General features: G+C 46.6%; 18 protein-coding genes. 11 read left to right on the forward strand and 7 right to left on the reverse strand.

Features of this window, described 5'->3' with window-relative positions; all coding sequences use genetic code 11:
• Positions 1-184: 184 nt before the first annotated feature.
• Complete coding sequence (metG, locus tag FN124_RS05805; protein WP_142683805.1) at positions 185-2,323, reverse strand: methionine--tRNA ligase; 2,139 nt, start codon at positions 2,321-2,323, stop codon at positions 185-187.
• A 156-nt stretch (positions 2,324-2,479) separates the two neighbouring features.
• On the opposite strand from metG, the gene FN124_RS05810 reads away from it, so the two are divergent.
• Complete coding sequence (locus FN124_RS05810; protein WP_260607342.1) at positions 2,480-3,364, forward strand: S66 peptidase family protein; 885 nt, start codon at positions 2,480-2,482, stop codon at positions 3,362-3,364.
• Between the two features lie 242 nt (positions 3,365-3,606).
• Here FN124_RS05810 and FN124_RS05815 read toward each other — a convergent pair whose 3' ends face one another.
• Both FN124_RS05815 and FN124_RS05820 read right to left on the reverse strand, forming a co-directional pair.
• The gene (locus FN124_RS05815) at positions 3,607-4,419 is read right to left on the reverse strand and encodes a HesA/MoeB/ThiF family protein (RefSeq protein ID WP_142683807.1); all 813 of its coding nucleotides are present in this window, start codon (positions 4,417-4,419) and stop codon (positions 3,607-3,609) included.
• Between the two features lie 5 nt (positions 4,420-4,424).
• Positions 4,425-5,804, reverse strand: a complete 1,380-nt coding sequence (locus FN124_RS05820; RefSeq protein ID WP_260607343.1) for a sensor histidine kinase — start codon at positions 5,802-5,804, stop codon at positions 4,425-4,427.
• A 437-nt stretch (positions 5,805-6,241) separates the two neighbouring features.
• Here FN124_RS05820 and FN124_RS05825 point away from each other — a divergent pair, with 437 nt between their 5' ends.
• Positions 6,242-6,793 carry a YqgE/AlgH family protein gene (locus FN124_RS05825; RefSeq protein WP_142683808.1) on the forward strand — a complete coding sequence of 184 codons (552 nt, stop codon included), beginning with the start codon at positions 6,242-6,244 and terminating at the stop codon, positions 6,791-6,793.
• A gap of 496 nt (positions 6,794-7,289) precedes the next feature.
• Here FN124_RS05825 and atpC read toward each other — a convergent pair whose 3' ends face one another.
• Both atpC and atpD read right to left on the reverse strand, forming a co-directional pair.
• Positions 7,290-7,547: an ATP synthase F1 subunit epsilon gene (gene atpC, locus FN124_RS05830; RefSeq protein ID WP_142683809.1), complete on the reverse strand. Its 258-nt coding sequence runs from the start codon at positions 7,545-7,547 to the stop codon at positions 7,290-7,292.
• 59 nt (positions 7,548-7,606) lie between these two features.
• Positions 7,607-9,109 (reverse strand): F0F1 ATP synthase subunit beta, encoded by a 1,503-nt coding sequence (gene atpD / locus FN124_RS05835; RefSeq protein ID WP_142683810.1) that lies wholly within the window; start codon positions 9,107-9,109, stop codon positions 7,607-7,609.
• Between the two features lie 341 nt (positions 9,110-9,450).
• Between atpD and FN124_RS05840 the strand changes: the two genes are divergently transcribed.
• Positions 9,451-10,677, forward strand: coding sequence for a purple acid phosphatase family protein (locus FN124_RS05840; RefSeq protein WP_142683811.1), 1,227 nt, complete (start codon positions 9,451-9,453; stop codon positions 10,675-10,677).
• Between the two features lie 529 nt (positions 10,678-11,206).
• Entirely contained in the window at positions 11,207-12,703 is a 1,497-nt protein-coding gene (locus tag FN124_RS30845) for a DUF6600 domain-containing protein (protein ID WP_185937104.1), read from the forward strand.
• A 97-nt stretch (positions 12,704-12,800) separates the two neighbouring features.
• Here FN124_RS30845 and FN124_RS05850 read toward each other — a convergent pair whose 3' ends face one another.
• Positions 12,801-13,313, reverse strand: coding sequence for a GNAT family N-acetyltransferase (locus FN124_RS05850; RefSeq protein ID WP_142683812.1), 513 nt, complete (start codon positions 13,311-13,313; stop codon positions 12,801-12,803).
• A gap of 38 nt (positions 13,314-13,351) precedes the next feature.
• Positions 13,352-13,972, reverse strand: a complete 621-nt coding sequence (locus tag FN124_RS05855) for a hypothetical protein (RefSeq protein ID WP_142683813.1) — start codon at positions 13,970-13,972, stop codon at positions 13,352-13,354.
• Positions 13,973-14,034: 62 nt separating this feature from the next.
• Here FN124_RS05855 and FN124_RS05860 point away from each other — a divergent pair, with 62 nt between their 5' ends.
• The 7 genes from FN124_RS05860 (at position 14,035) to FN124_RS05890 (ending at position 22,939) form a co-directional block, all read left to right on the forward strand.
• Entirely contained in the window at positions 14,035-15,201 is a 1,167-nt protein-coding gene (locus tag FN124_RS05860) for a hypothetical protein (protein WP_142683814.1), read from the forward strand.
• A gap of 250 nt (positions 15,202-15,451) precedes the next feature.
• Positions 15,452-17,569: a M48 family metalloprotease gene (locus tag FN124_RS05865; protein WP_142683815.1), complete on the forward strand. Its 2,118-nt coding sequence runs from the start codon at positions 15,452-15,454 to the stop codon at positions 17,567-17,569.
• Between the two features lie 86 nt (positions 17,570-17,655).
• Positions 17,656-19,656 carry a DNA polymerase III subunit gamma/tau gene (locus tag FN124_RS05870; protein ID WP_142683816.1) on the forward strand — a complete coding sequence of 667 codons (2,001 nt, stop codon included), beginning with the start codon at positions 17,656-17,658 and terminating at the stop codon, positions 19,654-19,656.
• A gap of 118 nt (positions 19,657-19,774) precedes the next feature.
• On the forward strand, positions 19,775-21,427 hold the full coding sequence (locus tag FN124_RS05875; protein ID WP_142683817.1) for a pyruvate dehydrogenase complex dihydrolipoamide acetyltransferase: 1,653 nt from the start codon (positions 19,775-19,777) through the stop codon (positions 21,425-21,427).
• A 197-nt stretch (positions 21,428-21,624) separates the two neighbouring features.
• Entirely contained in the window at positions 21,625-22,131 is a 507-nt protein-coding gene (locus FN124_RS05880; RefSeq protein WP_142683818.1) for a GbsR/MarR family transcriptional regulator, read from the forward strand.
• 49 nt (positions 22,132-22,180) lie between these two features.
• A complete protein-coding gene (locus tag FN124_RS05885; protein WP_142683819.1) occupies positions 22,181-22,552 on the forward strand; it encodes a hypothetical protein in 372 nt (123 codons plus the stop codon).
• 9 nt (positions 22,553-22,561) lie between these two features.
• On the forward strand, positions 22,562-22,939 hold the full coding sequence (locus FN124_RS05890; RefSeq protein WP_142683820.1) for a CoA-binding protein: 378 nt from the start codon (positions 22,562-22,564) through the stop codon (positions 22,937-22,939).
• The last annotated feature ends 139 nt before the right edge of the window (positions 22,940-23,078 follow it).

The raw sequence follows: 23,078 nt of genomic DNA on the forward strand, positions 1-23,078 counted from the left end.
TATGCGATTCTCACACCCATTAAGTTAGTTATGATACAGCCCCTTCATCCTTTTTGTAGTTGCTTTGCGCTCCCTGTACACCTGCTTTACACCTGCTTCGCACCCGAAGTATCCGTGCTGTGCACACAGAGGCGATGCGGAGGGGAGGTGGACTTGAAGCGGGAACGCTCTACCCTGCCTGGTTTCAGCTTACTCCGCTACCTGGTTTCACCGTTTCGGCGGGGTTCACGAAAATAAGCTTCCCGTTATCTTCTGCCATGAGGATCATGCCCTGGCTTTCAATGCCGCGCATTTTGCGGGGGGCCAGGTTGGCCACCAGGGTTACCTGTTTGCCTACAATATCTTCCGGGTTGAAGTGCATAGCGATACCGGAAACAACAGTACGTTGTTCTGTGCCGATGTCTACCAGCAATTTAAGTAACTTGTCTGCCTTGGCTACTTTCTCCGCCTGCAGGATGGTGCCTACACGCAGGTCAAGCTTGGCGAAATCATCGTATTGAATTTCGGGTTTTGCAGGGGCCGGTGGTGTTTCCTCCACAACAGGAGCCGCTGCTGCAGAGGCATCCATCGCCTGTTTTAAACCGGCATGGAGTTTTTCCACCTGTGCAGTGACCTGTTCATTTTCCACCTGTTTGAACAGCAGTTCCGGCGGACGCAGGGAATAGCCTACGCTCAGCAGTTTGTCGCTGCCTGCATTGTCCCATTCCAGCATACGGTCTACCACCTTCAGCATGTGACAGATCTTTTTAGCTGTAAACGGCAGGAACGGGTGAGAGAAGATGGCCAGGTTAGCGGTCATCTGCAATGCGATGTGCAGGCAGATGTTGATACGTCCCTGTAAAAAAGCCATATCCTTTTCTTCGTATTGCGGGTATTTCGGGTGCTGTTCCCCTGCCTTCAGCTTATCAAGTACACTGGCCAGGATCCAGGGCTCATTCTTCTGGAGGTACTGGTTGCCTTTACGGGCAAATTCAATCACTTCAGACAATGCTTCCCGGAAGCGGTAAGTTTCTATACTGGTTTCTATCTTCTCTTTTGCCAGGGCAAATTCTTTCAGTATTTCCGTGTCGCCGTCGTTGATGAACTCCGGATGTAACGGCGGTACTTTTCCTCCGCACAGTTTATGCATCAGCACCATAGCACGGTTCACGAAGTTGCCAAATACGGCTACCAGTTCGCTGTTATTCCGGTCCTGGAAATCTTTCCAGGTGAAGTCGTTATCTTTTGTTTCCGGAGCAGTAGCGCATAATACATAGCGCAGCACATCCTGCTGATCGGGAAAGTCCTGGATATAATCATTTACCCAAACTGCCCAGTTACGGGAGGTAGATACTTTTTCTCCCTCAATATTGAGGAATTCGTTGGCCGGTACATTGTCGGGCAATACAAATCCGCCGTGCGCCTTCAGCATGGCGGGGAAAATGATACAGTGGAAAACGATGTTGTCTTTACCAATGAAGTGTACCAGTTTGGTATCGTCTTTACACCAGTAGTCAGCCCAGTTTTCGGTCAGTTCCTTTGTAGCGGAGATATAACCAATAGGCGCATCAAACCATACATACAATACTTTTCCGTCTGCATCGGGCAGGGGTACTTTGATACCCCAGTTGCTGTCGCGGGTCATAGCGCGACTTTGCAGACCGCTATCCAACCAGCTTTTGCACTGACCGTATACGTTATTCTTCCACTCTTTATGCCCGTCAATGATATATTCCTTCAGCCACGGCTCATAATTCTGCAGCGGCATGTACCAGTGTTTGGTTTTCTTTTTCACCAGTGGCGCATTGCTCAGTGCAGAATGCGGGTTAATCAGTTCGTCGGGGCTGAGGGTTCTGCCGCAGCGCTCACACTGGTCGCCATATGCTTTATCGTTACCACAGTTGGGGCAGGTACCTATAATGTACCTGTCTGCCAGGAACATTTCCTTTTCCGGATCAAAAAACTGTTCGCTTTCTTTTTCTTCAAACAGGCCATCATTGTACATCTTCAGGAAAAAATCCTGCGAGGTCTGATGGTGTACAGGGGCGCTGGTGCGGGCAAAAATGTCGAAGGAAATACCCATTGCAGCAAAGCTGTCGCCAATCACTTTGTGGTATTTATCTACCACATCCTGGGGGCTTACTCCTTCCTTCATTGCTTTGATGGTGATGGGAACTCCGTGCTCATCTGTACCGCAAACAAACTTTACATCTGCTTTCTTTGCACGTAAATAACGTACGTAAATATCTGCAGGCAGATAGCAGCCGGCAAGGTGTCCGATGTGCACCGGGCCATTGGCATACGGTAATGCCGCAGTTATTAAATATCTATTAAATTTTGCCATATTCTCTTAACGAATGCTTAAATAAACTTTAAATCGATGATTGTTTTTGGAATCACCATAACAATTTATCACCTTAGTCGGCGAAAAAAGAATGAATTTACGCTAACTAATCTGCAAAGGTAAACAAAAGGAACAATGGTAAAAATTCCGCCATATTTGAAAAAAGGTGATCTGATCGGAATTACCTGCTCCAGCAGCAAAATGGATCTGCAGGCGGCGGAGTATGCACGTGGCGTACTCACTTCCTGGGGATACCGGGTGCATCTCGGGATTACTGTGGGAACCAGCTTTCACAATTTCTCCGCACCGGACGAGCTGCGGCTGGAAGAGCTGCAGGATATGCTAAACGATCCTGAAATAAAAGCGATTATATTTGGCCGTGGTGGTTATGGCATGGTGTGCATCATAGATAAACTGGATTTCACCCGTTTCAGGAAGCATCCCAAATGGCTTTGCGGCTACAGTGATATTACCACGCTGCATGCGCATGTACAAAGGCGTTTAGGCATTGCCACACTGCATTCCATGATGTGCAGCGGTATTACTCCCGCCACAGTTGACAATGAATATACCGAAAGCCTGGCGGCAGCATTGCGGGGCAAAACCTATCGTTATTCCGCACCGGCACATCCGCTGAACAGGGAAGGAAAAGCCACCGGCATACTGGTGGGCGGTAATTTGTCTATCCTCGCCAACCTTTCAGGTACACCATCGCAGATCAATACAAAAGGAAAGATCCTGCTGCTGGAAGATATCGGTGAATACCGGTATAATGTGGACCGTATGATGTATAACCTGAAACGCGCCGGTTGGCTGGATAACCTCGCCGGGCTTGTGGTAGGCGCTTTCACAGATGGCCAGGAAACGGATACGCCTTTCGGGCAGTCGGAGTATGAAATTATCAGCAATCTCGTTAAAGATTACGACTTCCCCGTTTGCTTTGGCTTTCCCAGCGGGCACCAGGTGGAGAACTACTCACTTAAGCTGGGCGTGAAGCATGAACTGAAAATAGGCGCCAAAACGGTGCTTGCGGAAGTTTAATGCAGCGGAGAGGATCGCCTTCGGCGATTGTCTTTCTGCAGGATTAAACTTATTAATCATGATTATCAGGATTTTGATCATCATTGATTTTAAAGATTAAGGGAGATAGAAGCGGATAACTGTTCGCTTTTATCTCCCTTAATTATTCACCATAAAATCACGACATAATCAAATCCTGATAATCATGATTAATAAGTTTAATCCTGCAACAGACAATTTCCCGCCGAAGGCGGGAGAACTAGCTAATCCTCCACGTCGGGAACTATTTCCAGGCCGTATTCTTCTGCGGTGAGAACACCGGCTGCACGGGTGCTGTCAATCAACGCAGTGTCGGGTTGCAGGTCGTGCACGATGGTTTGGTTATGCAGGTAGTCGATACCATAAAATTTACCGGCAATACCCAGCGGAACACCGATCAGGTATTTGATCACTTCGCAAACGATCTGGGTGCCGAGGGCGCCATGAGTAGCTCCGAGGGCGCCTGCATCGAAATTGCGGTATTCTTCCGTAAGTGGTAATGCACAACGGTAAGAAGCGGAGGTGGTACCATCCGGCATAGGCATATTAAAACCGGCGAACCAGGCCATCCAGTTATGCACTTCCCCTGTAATAAACGGTTTATTATGTACCAGGCAGGCATCGTTGATCACCAGGTGGGTAGGCAGGTGCTGGGTACAGTCGATCACCAGGTCAAATCCCACCAGCATCATGTTAATGCTTTCAGGTTTTACCTGCATGAGAATGGGATAATGTTTTGTATACGGGTTGACTGCCCACAACCGGCTGGCTGCCATTTTCGCTTTGTGCTTGCGGATATCCTGCATCTGGTAAATGGGTTGCCGATGCATGTCTTCATCATTGATCACTCCATAATCTGCAATGCCGATCACTCCTACCCCGCTGGCGCTGAGATATTGTACCACCGGGCTTCCGAGCCCGCCGGCGCCTACTACCAGTACGCGGGCTTCTTTCAGTTTTTCCTGCATGGTGATGCCCAGGCCCGGAACTGCAATAGGATTTTTAAAATGCTGTATTTCTTTTTCACTCAGTATCATATGCTTTAGCCTTTATCTAATTCCTGTGGAAATTCGAGGGTAAATTTACTGCCTTTACCTACCACGCTTTCCACTTTAATTTTTCCCTTATGTGCATCTACAATGGCTTTAACATAAGTAAGCCCAAGGCCGAAACCTTTCACGTTATGTACATTGCCGGTATGTGCGCGGTAGAACTTTTCAAAGATACGTGAAATAGTATCGCGGCTCATACCGATACCGTTGTCGGCAATCACGATGAACAGGCTTTTACGGGTGTTATAAGTTTGAATCCTTATCTCCAGCTGATCATTGGAATATTTGATCGCGTTATCCATCAGGTTGAAGATGAGGTTGGAGAAGTGAACATCGTCTGCCATAATAACGGGATTGATGGCATCCAGCTGGAGGCTTACCGAGCCGTTCTTTGCAGCCAGCTGCAGCTGCAGGTTGTTGGCGGTATTTTCAATCACCTGGTGTACATCTGTAGCCTGCAGTTTCAGCGCTATTTCATCTTTCTCCAGGAGGGCAGACTGCAGGATGCTTTCCACCTGTTTGTTCATCCGTTTATTTTCTTCCTTGATGATGCCGGAGAAATACTGGATTTTTTCCGGTTTTGACATAACTTTCTCATTCCTGATAGCGTCGATGGCCAGTGAAATAGTAGCCAGTGGTGTTTTCAGTTCATGGGTCATGTTATTGATAAAATCGGATTTTATTTCCGAAAGTTTTTTCTGGTTCAGCAGGGTGCGGATGGTAAGCGCAAAGGCGGTGATAATGATCATGGTGAACAGTACACCGCCGGAGATCATGATCCCTAACTGTTTGGCAATAGAATCATCGGCAGGCATAACAATCATCAGCCGTTCCACTCTTGGGCTGAAATCAGTTTGTTCCGTGAGATTGATTACCTGTACTTTATAGTCGTTGAGCCTCTTCAGGCTGTCTTCCTGGCTTTTCTGGTACATCTGCACAAAGCCGGCAGATTGCATCTTGATATTGGCCAGATCGGACCCGGGCACTATCCCAAGAATGGCGAACTCAAAGTTGGTGGAATCGAGGTGATTTTTCCTCATATTGGACTGGATACAACGCCTCACTTCCTGCACGGTAAAAAAGTCGCTCACTGCCGGTGGCTGGTAAGGCACGCGGTTAATATCCAGGCTGAATCCTTTTGTAGTAGCCGGTGGCTCTTTGGCGTCCAGTTTAAACATCACTGCGGCCTGACGGCGGTACATCATGTCGTTGTATACATCCTGGGTCATATTGATGGCACGCTGAAAAAGCTGTTCCTGTTTGATGAGAACAGCACTTCTGATCCAACTGACCTGGATATAGATAATGCCTAACAGTGACAGTGTGATCAGTACAACGATAACGGGGAAAATCTTCTTCAGTGGTATCATGTAAGTTTTATCAGGCTTTATTATCTCAAAGATAAGTGCATAGAAATATTAAAATATGTTAAAAAAGATGTTTGCTATAGCAACTATGATACAAAATTCCGGACCGTATCCTGCCTCTGTGCGTTATTTTCGCAATACAATATCACTTTAACGTAATTTTAACTGGGTGTTGCTGATTTTATTATTGCTTCTTTCCTTACCTTTGCTTCAGAATCTGGTACTAATTTTGATTAGTTAAGGATCATAACAAAGTAATTAAACTTTCTACATACATCGATGTGGATTCGTTCCATAAGCGATTTAGATTTTGGTTGATAAAATGGTAAGGAGGTTTTCTAGCCTCCTTTTTTATTTTCCCTACTTTCCTTCTTATTTTCTTTTTTCTTTACTATTCAATCATTTAGTTAAATTTGAACAGGCTATAAAATTGTTTGTCTATGGTAACTTTGTCGCCCGGCATTTTGCTGATAGCTGATCCATTTTTGAAAGATCCGAATTTTGCGCGCGCGGTAGTACTTCTTTGTGAATACCAGGAAAAAGGCAGTTTTGGTTTTGTAATTAACAAGTTGTTTGATCAAACGCTTAGTGATCTTGTGCCGGAGGTATTGATCACTAATATTCCTGTTTACTATGGAGGCCCTGTACAAACGGATACCATTCATTTTGTGCACCGGCACCCGGAGCTGATCAGCGGCGGGCAGGAGATATTGCCCGGGGTGTTCTGGGGAGGTAAATTTGACCAGGTGGTGAATGCCATCAATAAGGGTTTACTGGAGCCCAACAGGGTAAAGTTCTTTATTGGTTATTCCGGCTGGACCGAAGGGCAGCTGGATGAGGAGGTGAAGGACAAATCCTGGATCTTGTCTGACAGCGATACTTCCCTGATATTTGAGCGCAGAGAGCAGCAAATATGGCAGCAATCCCTTAAAAACCTTGGCAGTACCTTTGCCATGATGGCAAACTACCCAATTGATCCTTCCTTAAATTAGCGGTAATATTCTGAAAAAGAACAATATGGGCTGGGGCCGTTATTTAAAGTGAAAAATGAACAGGATGAATGCCGTTTATTTAAAACAAATTAAATATCTTGCTAAAGTAATTGGCAGGTCAAACCAGCTACATAGCCCGTTTTCAGGTAAGTAAAATAACCGATAAGATACACCTATGAAGGCAAAACCCATGAAATTTTTTGCTCCTTCTATAGATCGATACCAGCATTTTACCTGATCACTAACTGATTATCGTCAAAGGCATATTCATTAGGTAATATATACAGCCTTGATAGGGTTGTCTATTGATGTACATGTAGTTACTGCGGATATCTCGTATAGCCGTACCGGTAATGTATTGTACATAATGAATAGAGAGGAAATCCCGGTGGGGCAATCCTGTCATTCACCGGGTCATCTAAGATTGGAATAGTTAGGACAAAACGAAGGCCGGGTATTCTTACCCGGCCCGGTTATTATATTTTTGCTGGTATGCTTATTTTTCCACTGCTACAGCGCCTTCAACGAGTACGGTAGCCTTATTGCGCAACACTTCCACAAATCCGCCGCTGATGGTAAAAAACTCGGAGTGAGCTTTATCTTTCAGCACTTTCATTTTACCATTTCCGAGGGCTGCAATTAATGGAGCATGTTTATCCAGTATTTCAAAAGAACCGTCAATGCCCGGCAGCTGTACTCCGTACACTTCTCCGGCATATATTTTTCTTTCAGGTGTTAATACTTCTAATAGCATGTTATGATCGTAAATGGTGAAGGGTAATGATCCCGGCAATACCGGGATCATTGACTTAATTAGTTATTCGCTGCTTCCAGTAATTTCTTACCTTTTTCAATAGCTGCTTCGATGTTACCTACCAGGTTGAAAGCTGCTTCCGGATACTCATCTACTTCACCGTCCATGATCATGTTAAAGCCACGGATAGTTTCTTCGATGGGCACCAGTACACCTTTCAGACCGGTAAACTGTTCTGCTACGTGGAAAGGCTGTGACAGGAAACGCTGTACACGACGTGCACGGGATACTGTCAGCTTATCTTCGTCGCTCAGTTCATCCAGACCGAGGATGGCGATGATATCCTGGAGCTCTTTATAACGTTGCAGGATCATTTTCACGCGTTGTGCACAGTTATAGTGAGCTTCACCTACGATAGCCGGTGTGAGGATACGGGAGGTAGAGTCCAGCGGGCTCACAGCAGGATAGATACCAAGATCGGAGATCTTACGATCCAATACGGTGGTAGCATCCAGATGGGAGAAGGTTGTTGCCGGAGCCGGATCCGTTAAGTCATCCGCAGGTACGTAAACCGCCTGTACGGAAGTGATGGAACCATTTTTAGTGGAGGTGATACGTTCCTGCATCAGACCCATTTCAGTAGCCAGTGTTGGCTGATAGCCCACCGCAGAAGGCATACGGCCTAACAGCGCGGATACTTCAGAACCTGCCTGTGTGAAACGGAAGATGTTATCTACGAAGAAGAGGATATCTCTACCACCACCTGCAGAACCATCTCCATCACGGAAATATTCTGCCAGTGTTAAACCGGACAGGGCTACACGCGCACGTGCTCCCGGTGGTTCGTTCATCTGACCAAACACAAACGTAGCCTGTGATTGTTTCAGTAATTCTTTATCTACAGCGGCAACATCCCAGTCGCCGTGTTCCATTGATTCTTTAAACTTGTCGCCGTACTTAACGATGTTTGCTTCGATCATTTCGCGCATCAGATCGTTCCCTTCACGGGTACGCTCACCAACACCGGCGAATACAGACAAACCTTCGTAACCTTTTGCGATGTTGTTGATCAGTTCCTGGATCAATACTGTTTTACCTACACCGGCACCACCAAACAAACCGATCTTACCACCTTTTGCATATGGCTCGATGAGGTCGATTACCTTAATACCAGTGAACAGTACTTCTGTTTCAGTAGCGAGATCTTCAAATTTAGGCGGTTCACGGTGAATCGGGTAACCATTTGAAGCATCAACATCACCCAAGCCGTCAATTGCTTCACCTACCACATTGAACAAACGTCCTTTAACCTGGTCGCCAACTGGCATTTTAATAGGCGCGCCTTTATCAACTACGGTCATGCCACGAACCATACCGTCTGTAGAGTCCATCGCCACTGTACGAACACTGTCTTCACCCAGGTGCTGCTGTACTTCCAATACTACTTTCTGACCATTTTCGCGGGTAATTTCCAATGCGCTGTAGATTTCGGGCAATTTGTCATCAAAGTGCACGTCCACCACGGGACCGATTATTTGTTTGATCTTACCTGTGTTAGGCATATTTTTAAAGAGGTTTATAAAAATACTAAAATGTAATAGTTCAAAAACGGCAGCAATTTATAGCGTACAGTTCCCAAATTTGCCGCAAAGGTAATAGTTAATGGATGAAAATCAAAACGCTAACGACGAAAAAAAACCTTTTCCCACCGCATTTTTCACCGATTTTATCATTAGTAAAGTTTTATGCCCCGGCAATGTAAAGCGCAGTCTATCAAATTATATTTTTTCATTATTCATAAATAACGTGAAGCTACAGGCGCCATTCATATAAAAATAGCTTTCTTTTCTTAATTCCTTTGCTATTTTTAACAGCTATCCTGACATATACATAATATATAAATATGATAAAGTCAAACAGTGAACAATCCAGGAGATCATTCCTGGGCAACCTTTCCAAAGCAGGATTACTGGGCATCACCGGCATTGTACCGGCTGCGGCCAAAGCGGCTATACTTCCGGGAACTACCCCCACGGCAGGGCCTGAGCATGCCTTCCTGTGTAAACCTTATCTTCAGTATCCCGGTCCGCATACCATTTCAGTGATGTGGCTTACCAGCCGTCCCTGCTACAGCTGGGTGGAATACGGAACAGACGGCCAGCTGAATAAAAAGGCCCACCGCGTTACAAACGGGCTGGTAGAAGCCAATAACCGCCTGCACCGCATAGAACTGGAACAGCTGGAGCCCGGAAAAAAGTACAGTTACAAGGTTTGCTCAAAAGATATTGTGTCGTTTGAACCTTATAAGCTTACCTATGGCGATACCATAGAAAGCGCCACCTATACATTTACCGCGCCCGATCCGCAGAAGAAGGAAGTTTCCTGGGTGATTATCAACGACATCCACGACCGCCCTGCTTCTATTCCCCACCTGATGAAGCTGAACGGCAACGACCCTTACGATTTCGTGTTTTTTAACGGGGATGTATTCGATTACCAATCAGACGAGCAACAGATCATTGACCATATGCTCACTCCCTGCGGCGATACCTTTTCCACGCAAACGCCGTTCATGTATGTACGCGGCAACCATGAAACCCGCGGCAAATACGCCCGGGAATGGCACCAGTACTTCGACAATCCCGGCCACAACAATTATTTCACTTTTAACATAGGTCCCGTGTCGGCCATTGTACTGGACACAGGAGAAGATAAGGAAGACGAACACCCGGTATATGCAGGCATCGTTGATTTTGATGCCTACCGCGAGCAACAGGCACGCTGGCTGGAGCAACAACTGCAAAGTCCTGCTTTCAGAAAAGCAAAGCATAAAGTTGTAATGATGCATATTCCGCATTACCATTCCGGCGACTGGCACGGCGTGAAACATTGCCGCGAGATGTTTGGCAGCCTGTTCAACAAACATAAAATTGATATCCTTATTTGCGGCCATACCCACAAATATGGCGTATATGCGCCTGTAAAAGGAGAGCATGAATACCCGCTTATTATTGGCGGCGGACCAAAAGATGGTTATCGTACTCTGATAAAAATAAAAGCCGATCAGCAGAAACTGGTGCTCACCATGCTGAAAGATGACGGCACTAAAGTGGGTGAATACACCGTGTAGGTACAAAATGCCGGGGTGAGAGCTCCGGCATTTTACCCCGGCACAATAGTGCTTTCACTGCCCCGCATCGCCCCAAATTATCATTTCCTTCTTATTCCTCTCCCCGCCTGCATTTATACATGTTATCCTGCACATGAAACATTACTGTAACACACACTAAACGTAACGACTGTACGACAGGATCCCGGTTAAAAGCCAAGCATATATCAATGCAACCGATGGAATATTACGGGAATGTTTTATTATTCCATATATGCTTCTGTTATCCGCTGGAATGCAAGCTATTACAGCGATTACGAATTTGGAATCATTTTTGTCTGATAGCATATATAGCGCTGTAACTGCAGCAAAGCGCGTTATAAAAATTTTAACATAATCCTTTAACAATTTAAAATGATTCCGCCTTCTAATACTTTTTCACAAACCATTTAAAAATGCTTGTTGATATAAAGACAATCTTTACAAAGCATTCATTACATCTCCAGGGTCTTACAAAAAACAATACCTACAGGACTAAAAAACAGGAGTTATGAACAGTTTATTAAAACATACAGGAATATCACTTTTATTTTTGGGCTTTTTCGTCAGCAGTTGCGCATCTACATATGCACCGGCTTACGATGATCAATATGGCTCTTCCTATGCCAGCGGACCGCAGGTACAGGTGAGCGGATCTATTTCCTTTTACGACGAATTGAGCCCTTACGGCCGCTGGGCAAGCTACCCCGGGTACGACCGGGTGTGGATCCCTAATGCAGGGCCAGACTTCAGGCCTTACTATACAAACGGGCACTGGGTATACACCGACTACGGCTGGACCTGGGCATCTGATTTCGCATGGGGTTGGGCAGCGTTCCACTATGGTCGCTGGTTATATGACGACTTCCAGGGATGGATGTGGGTACCCGGCTACGACTGGGCGCCGGCATGGGTAAGCTGGAGAACCGGCGGCGACTACTATGGATGGGCGCCAATGGGACCACAGTATACTTATAATGCGCCAGCCAATTATTGGGCGTTTGTACCACGACAGTACATTAACAGCCCACGGATCAATAACTACTATGTTAATAACAGCAGGAATGTAACTATTATCAACAATACCACTGTTATCAATAACACCAATAATTACGGTGGCAGAAGAGTATATGCCGGTCCGAGTGCCAACGAGGTACAACGTTATTCAGGCCAGGCTATACGCCCTGTGAGAGTGGAAAACACCAGCAGACCAATTGGTGGCAGGGTTGAAAATAACCAGTTACGTATTTACCGCCCGGATGCTGCCGCTATCCAGAGAGGACGTGAGATAGACCGTACAAGACCGGTACAACCAATAAATAACAATAATAACAACCGTCCCGGCCGTGTTACACCCGGAAATACTGTTACCCAACCAGGCAACAGTAATAATGGAGGTAACAGGGTACGCCCCGGTGAAGTGAACCAGCCGGCCAATAACAATACCGGTAATAACTTCCCTGGTAACAATAACGGAAGGGTGAGAACAGGTACTACACAACCGGTGAATCCGGCCAATAACAATAACAATAATCCGGGCAACTTTAACAGGCCATCGAGAATAACACCAGACAGAACTGCCGAACAACAACAGATACAACAGCAACAACAGCAGCAGAGAATTCAGCAGCAGCAACAACAGCAACAGCAGAGGGTTCAAAGGGAACAACAACAGCAACAAGACCAACAAAGGATACAGCAGCAAAGGGTAAGAGAACAACAGCAACAGCAACAACAGCAGAGGATAGAACAGCAACAGCAACAACAACAACAAAGGGTACAAAGAGAACAACAGCAACAACAGCAACAGCAAAGGATACAACAGCAACAGCAACAACAACAAAGGGTACAAAGAGAACAACAGCAACAACAGCAACAGCAAAGGATACAACAACAACAACAGCAGAGGGTAAGGGAACAGCAGCAACAGCAAAGAATACAGCAACAGCAGCAGCCAAGGCAACCGCAGGAAAGACAGCAGGGTGACCGTCCTTCACGTGTAGGATAAACCACCTTTGGATATATGACGAAAGTACGGATGATAACAGTGGCAAAGATGTTTGTGAGATTACATCATTAATGCGCTGGATATTATCCGTACTTTTTTATTTATTATAAACGTATTTATATAACCGGTCCTTTACAGTTTGAAAAGTGGCCGTACCGGACGATAATCCCTTTTGCATCAGGCGCAATTCCAATGGCGGATATTGAGGATAATATGAGGGCTGGTGATAAGGCTCTGTAAATGCCTGGTAACCGAGCCGCTCATAAAAGCCAATTCTACGTATAGCCTGCTCCGTTACCGGCGGTTCCACTTCCAGTACAATCCCTCCCAGCTCAGCTTCCATCAGCAACATTACCTGCGTGCCTGCGCCACCTCCCCTCGCTCCGGGGTGAATGGCAAAATGCTCTATAAAACTGAAACCGGGAAGACGCCAGAAAAATATAAAGCCCGCGAATGTATCGTCATTTACAATATGCAGTAACTGTAACTTTCCTGACGCTATCAGCATCAATTGCTGATCCCAGGGTCTTCTTTCCTCTTCGGGGAAAGCTTCTTCATATAAATTCTTTATCGCTTCACTGGCGATGGTAGTAGGTATTAGCCGGATCATGCGGTGAAGTTACTGATTATCCCGTGTGGTACAGGTGGCTATTCGGTTGTATTTTTCACGGATGGCACACATTCGTACGGATCCGGATTACCTGCGGGAACGGGCTTATCAGCCGCCCAGCAGAAGTTCATCGGCTGACTGGTAATACTCACCAGTTTTACAGCTACCTTGCTGCCTTTGCGGCTGTTGGAGGCGGCAATGCTGCGGGTGCCTTTCCCGGGGATATTGGTGATGGTGTATCTTTCTGTTTTAAAAACCTCGTTGTTGTTGCGCATATAGGATACACTGACAACCACATTATCGAGCGCATATTCCGTTTGATTTCTTACAATAATGTCCAGATCTTTGATGCCGCCAAGCAGCCCGGTGCGGTAATCCCCGGCGGTAACAGCGATAAATTGCTGCCAGTTCCGGCGGTAATACGCCCTGCGCTCAATAAACTGGCCGGCTACCCGCTGGCGAAGCTCCTGGTGGTTGGTAATTTGCTCGGACATGGCCCCGGACTGGTCAAGGCTTTTACGTAGATCGCGGTTCTCGTTCCACAGGCGCTGGTTTTCAGACAGCACTTTACGGACATAGCGTTGCTGCTGGCAGTACCCCAGGCTGAATACCACAATAAGCAGGAACAGGATAGCGGGATAAATGTAGCTTCTTTTCATACCGGGGAAAGAAGAAAAAATAATGCCAATGCATTTTTATTACATTTGTATAAACGGTTTCAATGCAATTGATTATTGTAAATGACGAACGGACAGCCCGGCAATTTCTCGACGTGCATGTGGAATTAAACAAGAATGTACCTGGATGGATAAGGCCGCTGGACAAGGATATTAACAGTGTTTTTGATTCTGAAAAAAACAAGGCATTCCGTCATGGTGAATGCATCAGATGGATTTTAAAAGATGACAAAGGCAGGTTAGCCGGCAGGATTGCCGCTTTTGTTAATAAAAAATATAAGACCAAAGGAGACGAATGCCTGGTAGGTGGCGTGGGTTTCTTTGATTGTATAGATCAGCAGGAAGCCGCCAACCTGCTTTTTGATACTGCCAGGCAGTGGTTGCAGGAAAGAGGAATGGGCGCGATGGATGGCCCCATCAATTTCGGGGAACGGAATAACTGGTGGGGGTTGCTCACAGAAGGGTTTCATGAGCCATTATACTGCATGAACTTCAATCCTCCCTACTATATACGTTTATTTGAGGAGTACGGCTTCCAGCTTTTTTTCAACCAGATCTGCTACGGAATGAAGGTAAGCGATCAGCTGCAACCGAAATTTTTCAACCGGCATGCTGCAATTAAAGCGGATCCTGCATTCAGGGCGGTGCATATCCGTAAAAATGAACTGCCGCGTTTTGCAGAAGCCTTTAGTATCGTATACAACAAGGCATGGGCACAGCATATGGGTGGTAAGGAAATGGCAAAAGGACAGGCTTTGGTGTTGTTTAAACAGATGAAGCCACTGCTGGATGAAAAAATTGCCTGGTTTGTTTACTATAACGAAGATCCCATTGCTATCTGGCTGAACCTACCGGATCTGAACCAGTATATTAAGCATATGAACGGCAGGTTTGGTTTGTTACAAAAGCTGAAATTCCTGTGGCTAAAACAAACCGGCTACTGCAAAAAGATGGTAGGGATTATATTTGGTATCGTCCCTGAATTCCAGGGAAAGGGCGTAGATGCCTATATGATCGTGGAAGGCGCAAAATTAATCCAGGACGGAAAGTCGAATTACGAAGAATATGAAATGCAATGGATCGGCGATTTTAATCCTAGAATGCAAAATGTGGCAGAAAGCCTTGGCGCTGTTCCTTCCCGCAAGCTGGCCACCTACCGCTATTTATTTGACCGTACAGCTCCCTATAAAAGGCACCCGATACTTGGATAAGAAAGGATAAATATATTATTAACAATAAAAGAGTACTGTCTTCAGGCAGACAGTACTCTTTCAGAGCATGTGGATAGATATGTCAGCCATAATATAATACTAAAAGTAATTGCTATGGATCCGTTACAGCAGAGGGAATAATACATCTCATATCAATATACGATACTGTTGGGAGATGAATAATTTTATGATATTATCTTCATTTAAATCCCTTTTGCTGTTACGACCGCATCTAACCTGACATTTTGTTATGATCAACTTATACCCTGAGTGCCCTGATAACGCGGATCTGGCACTTATTGAGCCCACGTTATTATTTAGGCAACAAGTAGTGAAAGCCATCAGCTACGTTGTGTTGTTTTTTATTCTCTACGTGGTATTATTATTTGCAGCCATCGCCCTGGCTGTTGCCTGCATATGGGGAGGGATCATGTTATTCCGTGCCTATCCGGCCTGGAGTACCGGCATCACCGGGCTCAGTTTTATTGTACTGGGTGGCATGGTCTTATTTTTTCTGATAAAATTTCTGTTTAACAAACGTCCCGCAGTTAGTCCTTACCGTACACAGATCTTTCCGGATCATCATCCCCGTTTATTTGACTTTATTACACGGCTGGTAAAAGATACGCGCATCAGTTTTCCTAAAAAGATATTCGTTGTACCAGACATGAATACCGCGGTATTCTATCATTCGAGCTTCCTGAGTTTATTCTGGCCGGCGGGGAAAAACCTGGAAATTGGTTTAGGGTTGATCAACAGCGTAAATGTGAGTGAGTTCAAAATGCTGCTGGCGCATGAATTTGCGCATTTTTCGCAGCGTAGTATGAAGCTTGGCAGCTATATCTATGCGCTGAACAAGATGTTATATAGCATGCTGTATGAAAATGACCGCTGGAATGAAATAGAACTGCGCTGGAGCAGGGGGAGCAGCCCGCTGAATTTTTTTGCGCACATCACTACAGGGATCCTGAACGGTATGCAATATGTATTGCGGAAAATATATGCTGTCATCAACCGGCAGTACCTGGAGCTGAGCGGGGAAATGGAGCACTATGCAGATACGGTAGCAGTAGGTCTTACCAGTACAGAAACAGCGGTAAGCGGTTTGCGAAGACAGGAAATGGGCGGTTATTGCCTGGATCACTGTTTTCATAAATTACCGGACCTTGCAGAAAGGGCACTCCGTTTTTCCAATATTTTTATGGCACAACGCGGCATGATCCGGTATCATGCCGCCCAGAACCACCTGGCATTGGATGCTGCCGGGCTGCCGGTTATTACCGACAATTATTTCCAGACATTTCTTAAGAGCCGGGTACAGTTGAGGGAGCAATGGACCTCACACCTTTCGCGGGAAGCGCGGGAAGCGCATTATCTGGCGGCAGCAGTACAGTGCAAACCTGTGAGCACCAGCGCCTGGAACCTGTTTAACGAGCCGGAAAGTATCCAGGAACAAATGACTTCACTGGTGTATAATTTTACGACGCATGCCGGTGAAGCGCCGCTTACTGAGATATCGCCGGCCACGTATATTGAAGAACTTTCTCACCATCACCGGCTGTACGAGTATCCCAGGGCATTTAATGAGTACTATGATAACAGGGAGTTCGCCGGCATTAGCGGGGAGTTCACCCGGCTGCTTACACCCGCGGAAATAAAGACAAGTAGCTTTCAGGACCTCTATCATCCGGATAACATTACAAGAATGCGGGCTTTTTACCGCGACCGCCAGGATGCAGAAACCCTTCAGGCCATCAGCAACGGGCAGTTCCAGACCAGTTATTTTGAATTTGACGGGCAAAAATACAGTGCAGCACGCGCCACGCAGCTGGCCAGGATGTTATCCACACATGTTGCCGCCGAAGAAATGTGGCTTCAGCAGCACGACCAGCAGGCGTTTCAATATCACTACAGCATAGCTATGCAACGCAGCCAGGCTACGGCCGTTCTGCTTATGGAAAAATACACACAGATCCTGCAGTACCAGCAAACCAGTCGGCAGCTGAATGAACAGGTGATACGGATCATTCATTGTATCAGCCTGTTGTTTAATTCCGGCGGGGAAGAAATGGAATCGTTGCAGGCATTGTTTGATGAATTGTCGGCCGAGTGCTGGGGATTCCGGATGGTTATGGAAAACATCCGGCAGGGGAAGCTGTTTCTAAATTTCCCTGAAGACATGGAAGAAAGATTAAAGCGGTTCAATGAGCGTGATTGCACTTTTATGCAGGATATGGTACCGGATTATGCAGCCATCCAGGAACTACATGAAATCAGTTCTGCCACGATGGAACATTTTAGCAACAGCATCATATTACTAAAAAAGTCATATCTGGAGTTTGTTTTATCATTGGAACCGGGAGAATAGACCCGTTAAAGCGCCGTTACTGCTGCGCATTTTTCTCTTACTGAATTTGTGCGTATTTTCGGCGCTCGCGAAAGCGTAGCACTCATATGGAGAATTTTATCGTTTCAGCCCGTAAATACCGTCCACAGAACTTTTCAACAGTAGTAGGACAGGCACATATTACCACCACACTCAAAAATGCCATCCGCAATAAACAGCTGGCACATGCCTTCCTGTTTTGCGGTCCGCGTGGAGTAGGGAAAACCACCTGTGCCCGTATCCTGGCTAAAACCATTAACTGCGAAAACCTGCAGCCGGATGGGGAAGCCTGTAATGAGTGTCATTCCTGCAAATCGTTTAATGAGGGCAGTTCATTCAACATCCATGAACTGGACGCTGCCTCCAATAACTCTGTAGATGACATCCGCACCCTGGTGGAACAGGTGCGCTTTGCGCCGCAGGCAGGAAAGTACAAGATCTATATCATAGATGAGGTACACATGCTCAGTTCCTCGGCTTTCAATGCTTTTCTTAAAACCCTGGAGGAGCCGCCGTCTTATGCGATCTTCATCCTGGCTACTACGGAAAAGCATAAAATATTGCCGACCATTCTGAGCCGTTGCCAGATCTTCGACTTCAAGCGTATTACCATACAGGATACGGTAGACCATTTGCAGGAGATATGTAATAAGGAGCATATCCAGGCAGAAGCTGATGCCCTGCACCTGGTAGCGCAGAAAACCGACGGGTGTATGCGTGATTCCCTGAGTACGCTGGATAAGATCGTAAGTTTTACAAGCGGGCATCTTACCTACCAGAATACCCTGGAACACCTCAATATTCTTGATTACGATTATTTTTTCCGGGTAATGACGGCTGTGTTGCAACAGGACGTAGCCAATGCCCTGCTGATATTTGATGAAATTTTACAGAAGGGTTTTGAAGGAGATAATTTCCTGAACGGATGGGCGGAATTTTTACGTAACCTGTTATTATGTAAAGAAGATAAGGCCCTTCACCTGGTAGAGGTTTCCGGTAACCTGAAAGAGCGTTATAAACAGCTGTCGGGCCAGGTAAGCCCCGCTTACCTGATCACCGCCCTGCACCTGCTGAATGAAACCGAGATCAATTACCGCATGGCACGTAATAAGCGTTTGCATGTGGAAATGGCCCTGATCAGGCTGTGTTTCCTGCAACAGGCTGTAACGCTGGTGAGTGACGACAGCAACGGAGAGGTCTCAAAAAAAAAGCTGGTAGCTGATGGCTCTCCGCCGCAAAAACTGCGGGCGCCTGTTGCCCAGCCGGTAACCGCTAAAACCATTACCGGTACTCCGGCCACTACAGAAAGCATTGCAGCAGCGGGCCCCCGTTTAACGGTAGACATACCGGTGGCAGCACCGGTGCAAAAAACATCGGTACAAACTCCGCCGGTTCAGGCTGCGCCAGTTGTCCAAACGCCACCACCAGCAGCACCGGCCCCTGTGCCCGCTACGCCTTCTTCCAATGGAAATACGGGAGTGATTAATACGCCTGCTATGGCGCCTTCCTCCAGTATACCTGTTACCAGTTCACCGGGAACAGCTCAAGCCACAGCTCCTGTGGCCTCTCCTGCTGCAGGGACTTCCGGTTCAGCAGCCGCCACGGCCCCTGCCGGCAAACTGACCGGGCTTGCCGCTATGAAAGAGGCAATGGCTGCCAAACAGCAGGGCACCACTCAGGTGCAATCCACCCCTATTACCATGGGAGCTATCCATGTGTACTGGGAAGAATTTATTGATCTGTACCGGCAGGCCAACAAAATGACGGTGGTAAGTAATTTGCAGCTGGCCCAGCTGAAGCTACTGGGTACTGCTGAGGTTGGAATTGTAAGCCGGAACATTGTACAGTTCCGGTTTATGGAAGAAGAAAAGCTGGTGATTGCAGAATTCCTGAAGAAGAAATTCAACAACCCCGCCATTGTGCTCACCCTGCAGCTGGATGAAAGCCAGCAGGTACAGGATATTGGTCCGGCCCCGCTTTCCAGCCGGGAGCAGTTCCAGCAGATGGCAGAGAAATACCCATTGGTAAAAGAGCTGAAAGACCGGCTTAACATGGAATTGGATTTCTAGCGTACATACGCTGATTAAATATTAAGGATAGACAGACATTTTTAAACAGTTTACAATTCCTTCTTTGCGTTTTTGCGCAAAAACATGTAGGTTTGAACAAAATTTTGAATAAAGCACTATGGCAGAAGTTATCAGAATGCCCCTTTTGAGTGATACGATGACGGAAGGGGTGATTGCGGAATGGCATAAAAAGGTGGGCGATACAGTAAAAGCAGACGATGTTATAGCTGAAGTGGAAACAGATAAGGCCACTATGGAAGTGATGGGTTATGTAGAAGGAACCCTCCTTTATATAGGTGTTGAGAAAGGGAAAGCAGCTAAGGTAAACGGGATCATTGCCATTGTAGGTAAACCTGGAGAAGATTACAGCTCCCTGCTGGAAGGCGAAGGTAAAAAAGATGCTGCCGCTCCTGCACCAACTGCCGCCGCACCGGCACCTGCTCCACAGGCTGCTCCGGCCGCTGCCGCTCCGGCTGATGATGCTGCATTAAAAGAAGCACTGAAAAATGCTACTGTTATCCGGATGCCGCTCCTGAGCGATACCATGACAGAAGGTAAAATAGTTGCCTGGAATAAAAAAGTAGGCGACATTGTAAAAAGCGATGATGTACTGGCTGAAGTGGAAACGGATAAAGCGACCATGGAAGTTATAGGTTATGCCGACGGTACTTTATTATATATAGGTGTAAAAGAAGGCGATGCCGCCAAAGTAAATGGTATTATAGCCATTGTGGGTAAAGCGGGTACTAATGTAGACGCGATCCTGGCAGCTGAAGGCGCTGCCCCCGCGGCACCAGCCCAGGCTGCATCTGCCCCGGCCCCTTCCCAGAACGGTACTCCTGCTCCGGCGCCAGCCCAGGCCCCTGCCCCTGCTGCAACTACCTCCACTGATGGCCGTGTAAAAGCGTCTCCGCTGGCAAAGAAACTGGCAGAAGAGAAAGGTATTGATATCAGCCAGGTTCCGGGTTCCGGCGATGGTGGCCGTATCATCAAAAAAGATGTGGATAGCTATGTTCCTGCTGCCAAAACGGCTCCTGCAGCACAAGCCGGTACAGCGCCAGCTGCTCCAGCCTTTGTACCTGCCGGCCAGGAAGGCTTCAAAGATATTCCGCTGACCAAAATGCGCCAGACGATTGCCAGACGCCTCAGCGAAAGCAAATTCAGTGCGCCTCACTTCTATCTGAAAATAGATGTGAATATGGATAAGGCGATAGAAGCCCGTAAATCCATCAACGAAATTTCCCCCGTTAAGATTTCCTTCAATGATATGGTGATCAAGGCCGCTGCTATGGCACTGCGTCAGCATCCTGCCGTGAACAGTAGCTGGATGGGCGACTTTATCCGCGAAAACCAGCATATACATATTGGTTCTGCAGTAGCCATTGAAGAAGGCCTGATAGTACCGGTGATCCGCTTTGCAGATCAGAAAACACTGAGCCAGATTGCCAGTGATGCAAAAGGCCTGTACGATAAAGCCAAAAACAAGAAACTGCAACCACAGGAATTCAGCGGTAATACTTTCAGCATCTCCAACCTGGGTATGCTGGGCATCGACGAATTCACTGCGATCATTAACCCGCCGGATTCAGCGATCCTCGCGGTTGGTAACATCACAGAAACTGCGGTAGTGGAAAAAGGCCAGATAAAAACAGCCAACATCATGAAACTGACCCTGAGCTGCGACCATAGAAGCGTGGATGGAGCTGTAGGCGCCCGTTTCCTGGCTACCCTGAAAGGTTTCCTGGAAAACCCGGTAACCATGCTGGTATAAAAAATTGTAATAGCTATACGAAAGGCGGAGTGAATACTCCGCCTTTTTGTTGCCCTGAACTACCAGAATATCGTTGATGCCTGCCGCTGATCGCCCCGTCATTCACCGGTAAAATGTTTCATTAGATTTTGAAAGTTCAAAAACCTGGTATACATTTGATGCTGTAAACCGTCAAACGCTATAAAATAACGACCTACATGAATTTAGTGGAAGCAAAAGCGCAGTTTATCCAAACATGGGGCTCTTTGGGCGCCCAGTGGGGCATTAACCGTACAATGGCCCAGATCCACGCTTTATTGCTGGTAATGCCTGATCCCTTGAGTGCCGATGATATCATGGAGGAACTGAACATCTCCCGGGGAAATACCAATATGAATGTGCGGGAACTGATTAACTGGGGCCTGGTAGAACGTATCCTGATCCCGGGGGAAAGAAAGGAATTCTTTGTAGCAGAAAAAGATATCTGGAAAGTAGCCACCTATATAGCCCGTGAAAGAAAGAAACGCGAGCTGGATCCCATCATGAAAGTGCTGTTACAGCTGCAGCAGGCAGAGGGTGATCCTAAAGACAAAGAGATGAAGGCCTTTAAGGATTCCATCTCCAACATCACCAAATTTGCGCAGCAAACAGATAAAACCATCGGCGCATTTATCAAATCAGAAGAAAGCTGGTTCTATAGCAGCCTGCTAAAGCTGATCAAATAATATTTGGAGATATATTTCCATTTCTCCGAAAATCCGGAATACCAAAAAGATGAAACCGTTTTACATAGCAGACGGTATTATCCAGGGAATACTGACAGTGATTTGCACAGTCGATATTACCCTTTTACTATGCAATGTGGCATTGTTTGCATTACTGGTCCGGGCAGAGAAGTGGCTGCCTATCCATACACCTGCATTTACAGATGTTTTGCAGGCGTTTACCGCAACCAGTACGTTTCTCCTCCTTCCGGGCCTGATACTTGCCATAACCGTGTTATCTATACGAAGAAGCATTATTACCTTACGGGAAGAAGCGGTTTCCCTTCGGTTGCAATCACCCTGCCGTCTATACGAAAACAGCCATATCAGCGTTTCCCCTGTAAAAGCCCGGAGCGCTTATCACCTGCCCCGAATTCCGTAAATTAGCAGTATGGAAACCAATAATGATAAAAAGCTCACCGTGGTACTGGGCGCATCGCCTAACCCGGAAAGATACAGCCACCTGGCCGTGAACCGGCTGAAGGCCAAAGGGCACCCGGTAGTAGCGATAGGAAAACGTGCGGCTACCATTGGTGATACGCCGATAATCACCGAACATCCGCCGCTTGAAAAAGTAGATACTGTGACCATGTACCTGAACCCGGTGGCACAGAAAGAATATTACGACTATATATTACAGCTGCGGCCCAACCGCATCATCTTCAATCCAGGTGCAGAAAACCCGGAGCTGGAAGATATTGCCCGGCAGCATAATATCCGTCCGGTTGAGGCATGTACCCTTGTAATGCTCAGCACGGGGCAGTTCTAGCCCTCCTCCACTCTGAATCTTCTTATTTTTTTAATATATAGCTGTTGGTTATTGCTAACAGCTTTTTCGTATATTCGTATATATTGCTGTTATCCCCAATGAACGCATTCCATATTGTTGACCCAATTAGCGCATGGCA

The organism is Chitinophaga polysaccharea (assembly GCF_902150045.1).
GTDB classification, from domain to species: Bacteria; Bacteroidota; Bacteroidia; order Chitinophagales; family Chitinophagaceae; genus Chitinophaga; species Chitinophaga polysaccharea_A.

Bases quoted from the DNA above. Each gene is read 5' to 3' on its own strand.
- FN124_RS05880 (WP_142683818.1), top strand. From the start codon at position 21,625: ATGAATTTAGTGGAAGCAAAAGCGCAGTTTATCCAAACATGGGGCTCT.
- FN124_RS05815 (WP_142683807.1), bottom strand. From the start codon at position 4,419: ATGATACTGAGTGAAAAAGAAATACAGCATTTTAAAAATCCTATTGCA.
- FN124_RS05860 (WP_142683814.1), top strand. From the start codon at position 14,035: ATGCAATTGATTATTGTAAATGACGAACGGACAGCCCGGCAATTTCTC.
- atpD (WP_142683810.1), bottom strand. From the start codon at position 9,109: ATGCCTAACACAGGTAAGATCAAACAAATAATCGGTCCCGTGGTGGAC.
- FN124_RS05855 (WP_142683813.1), bottom strand. From the start codon at position 13,972: ATGAAAAGAAGCTACATTTATCCCGCTATCCTGTTCCTGCTTATTGTG.
- FN124_RS30845 (WP_185937104.1), top strand. From the start codon at position 11,207: ATGAACAGTTTATTAAAACATACAGGAATATCACTTTTATTTTTGGGC.
- atpC (WP_142683809.1), bottom strand. From the start codon at position 7,547: ATGCTATTAGAAGTATTAACACCTGAAAGAAAAATATATGCCGGAGAA.
- FN124_RS05825 (WP_142683808.1), top strand. From the start codon at position 6,242: ATGGTAACTTTGTCGCCCGGCATTTTGCTGATAGCTGATCCATTTTTG.
- FN124_RS05820 (WP_260607343.1), bottom strand. From the start codon at position 5,804: ATGATACCACTGAAGAAGATTTTCCCCGTTATCGTTGTACTGATCACA.
- FN124_RS05870 (WP_142683816.1), top strand. From the start codon at position 17,656: ATGGAGAATTTTATCGTTTCAGCCCGTAAATACCGTCCACAGAACTTT.
- FN124_RS05885 (WP_142683819.1), top strand. From the start codon at position 22,181: ATGAAACCGTTTTACATAGCAGACGGTATTATCCAGGGAATACTGACA.
- FN124_RS05890 (WP_142683820.1), top strand. From the start codon at position 22,562: ATGGAAACCAATAATGATAAAAAGCTCACCGTGGTACTGGGCGCATCG.
- FN124_RS05875 (WP_142683817.1), top strand. From the start codon at position 19,775: ATGGCAGAAGTTATCAGAATGCCCCTTTTGAGTGATACGATGACGGAA.
- FN124_RS05840 (WP_142683811.1), top strand. From the start codon at position 9,451: ATGATAAAGTCAAACAGTGAACAATCCAGGAGATCATTCCTGGGCAAC.
- FN124_RS05865 (WP_142683815.1), top strand. From the start codon at position 15,452: ATGATCAACTTATACCCTGAGTGCCCTGATAACGCGGATCTGGCACTT.
- metG (WP_142683805.1), bottom strand. From the start codon at position 2,323: ATGGCAAAATTTAATAGATATTTAATAACTGCGGCATTACCGTATGCC.
- FN124_RS05850 (WP_142683812.1), bottom strand. From the start codon at position 13,313: ATGATCCGGCTAATACCTACTACCATCGCCAGTGAAGCGATAAAGAAT.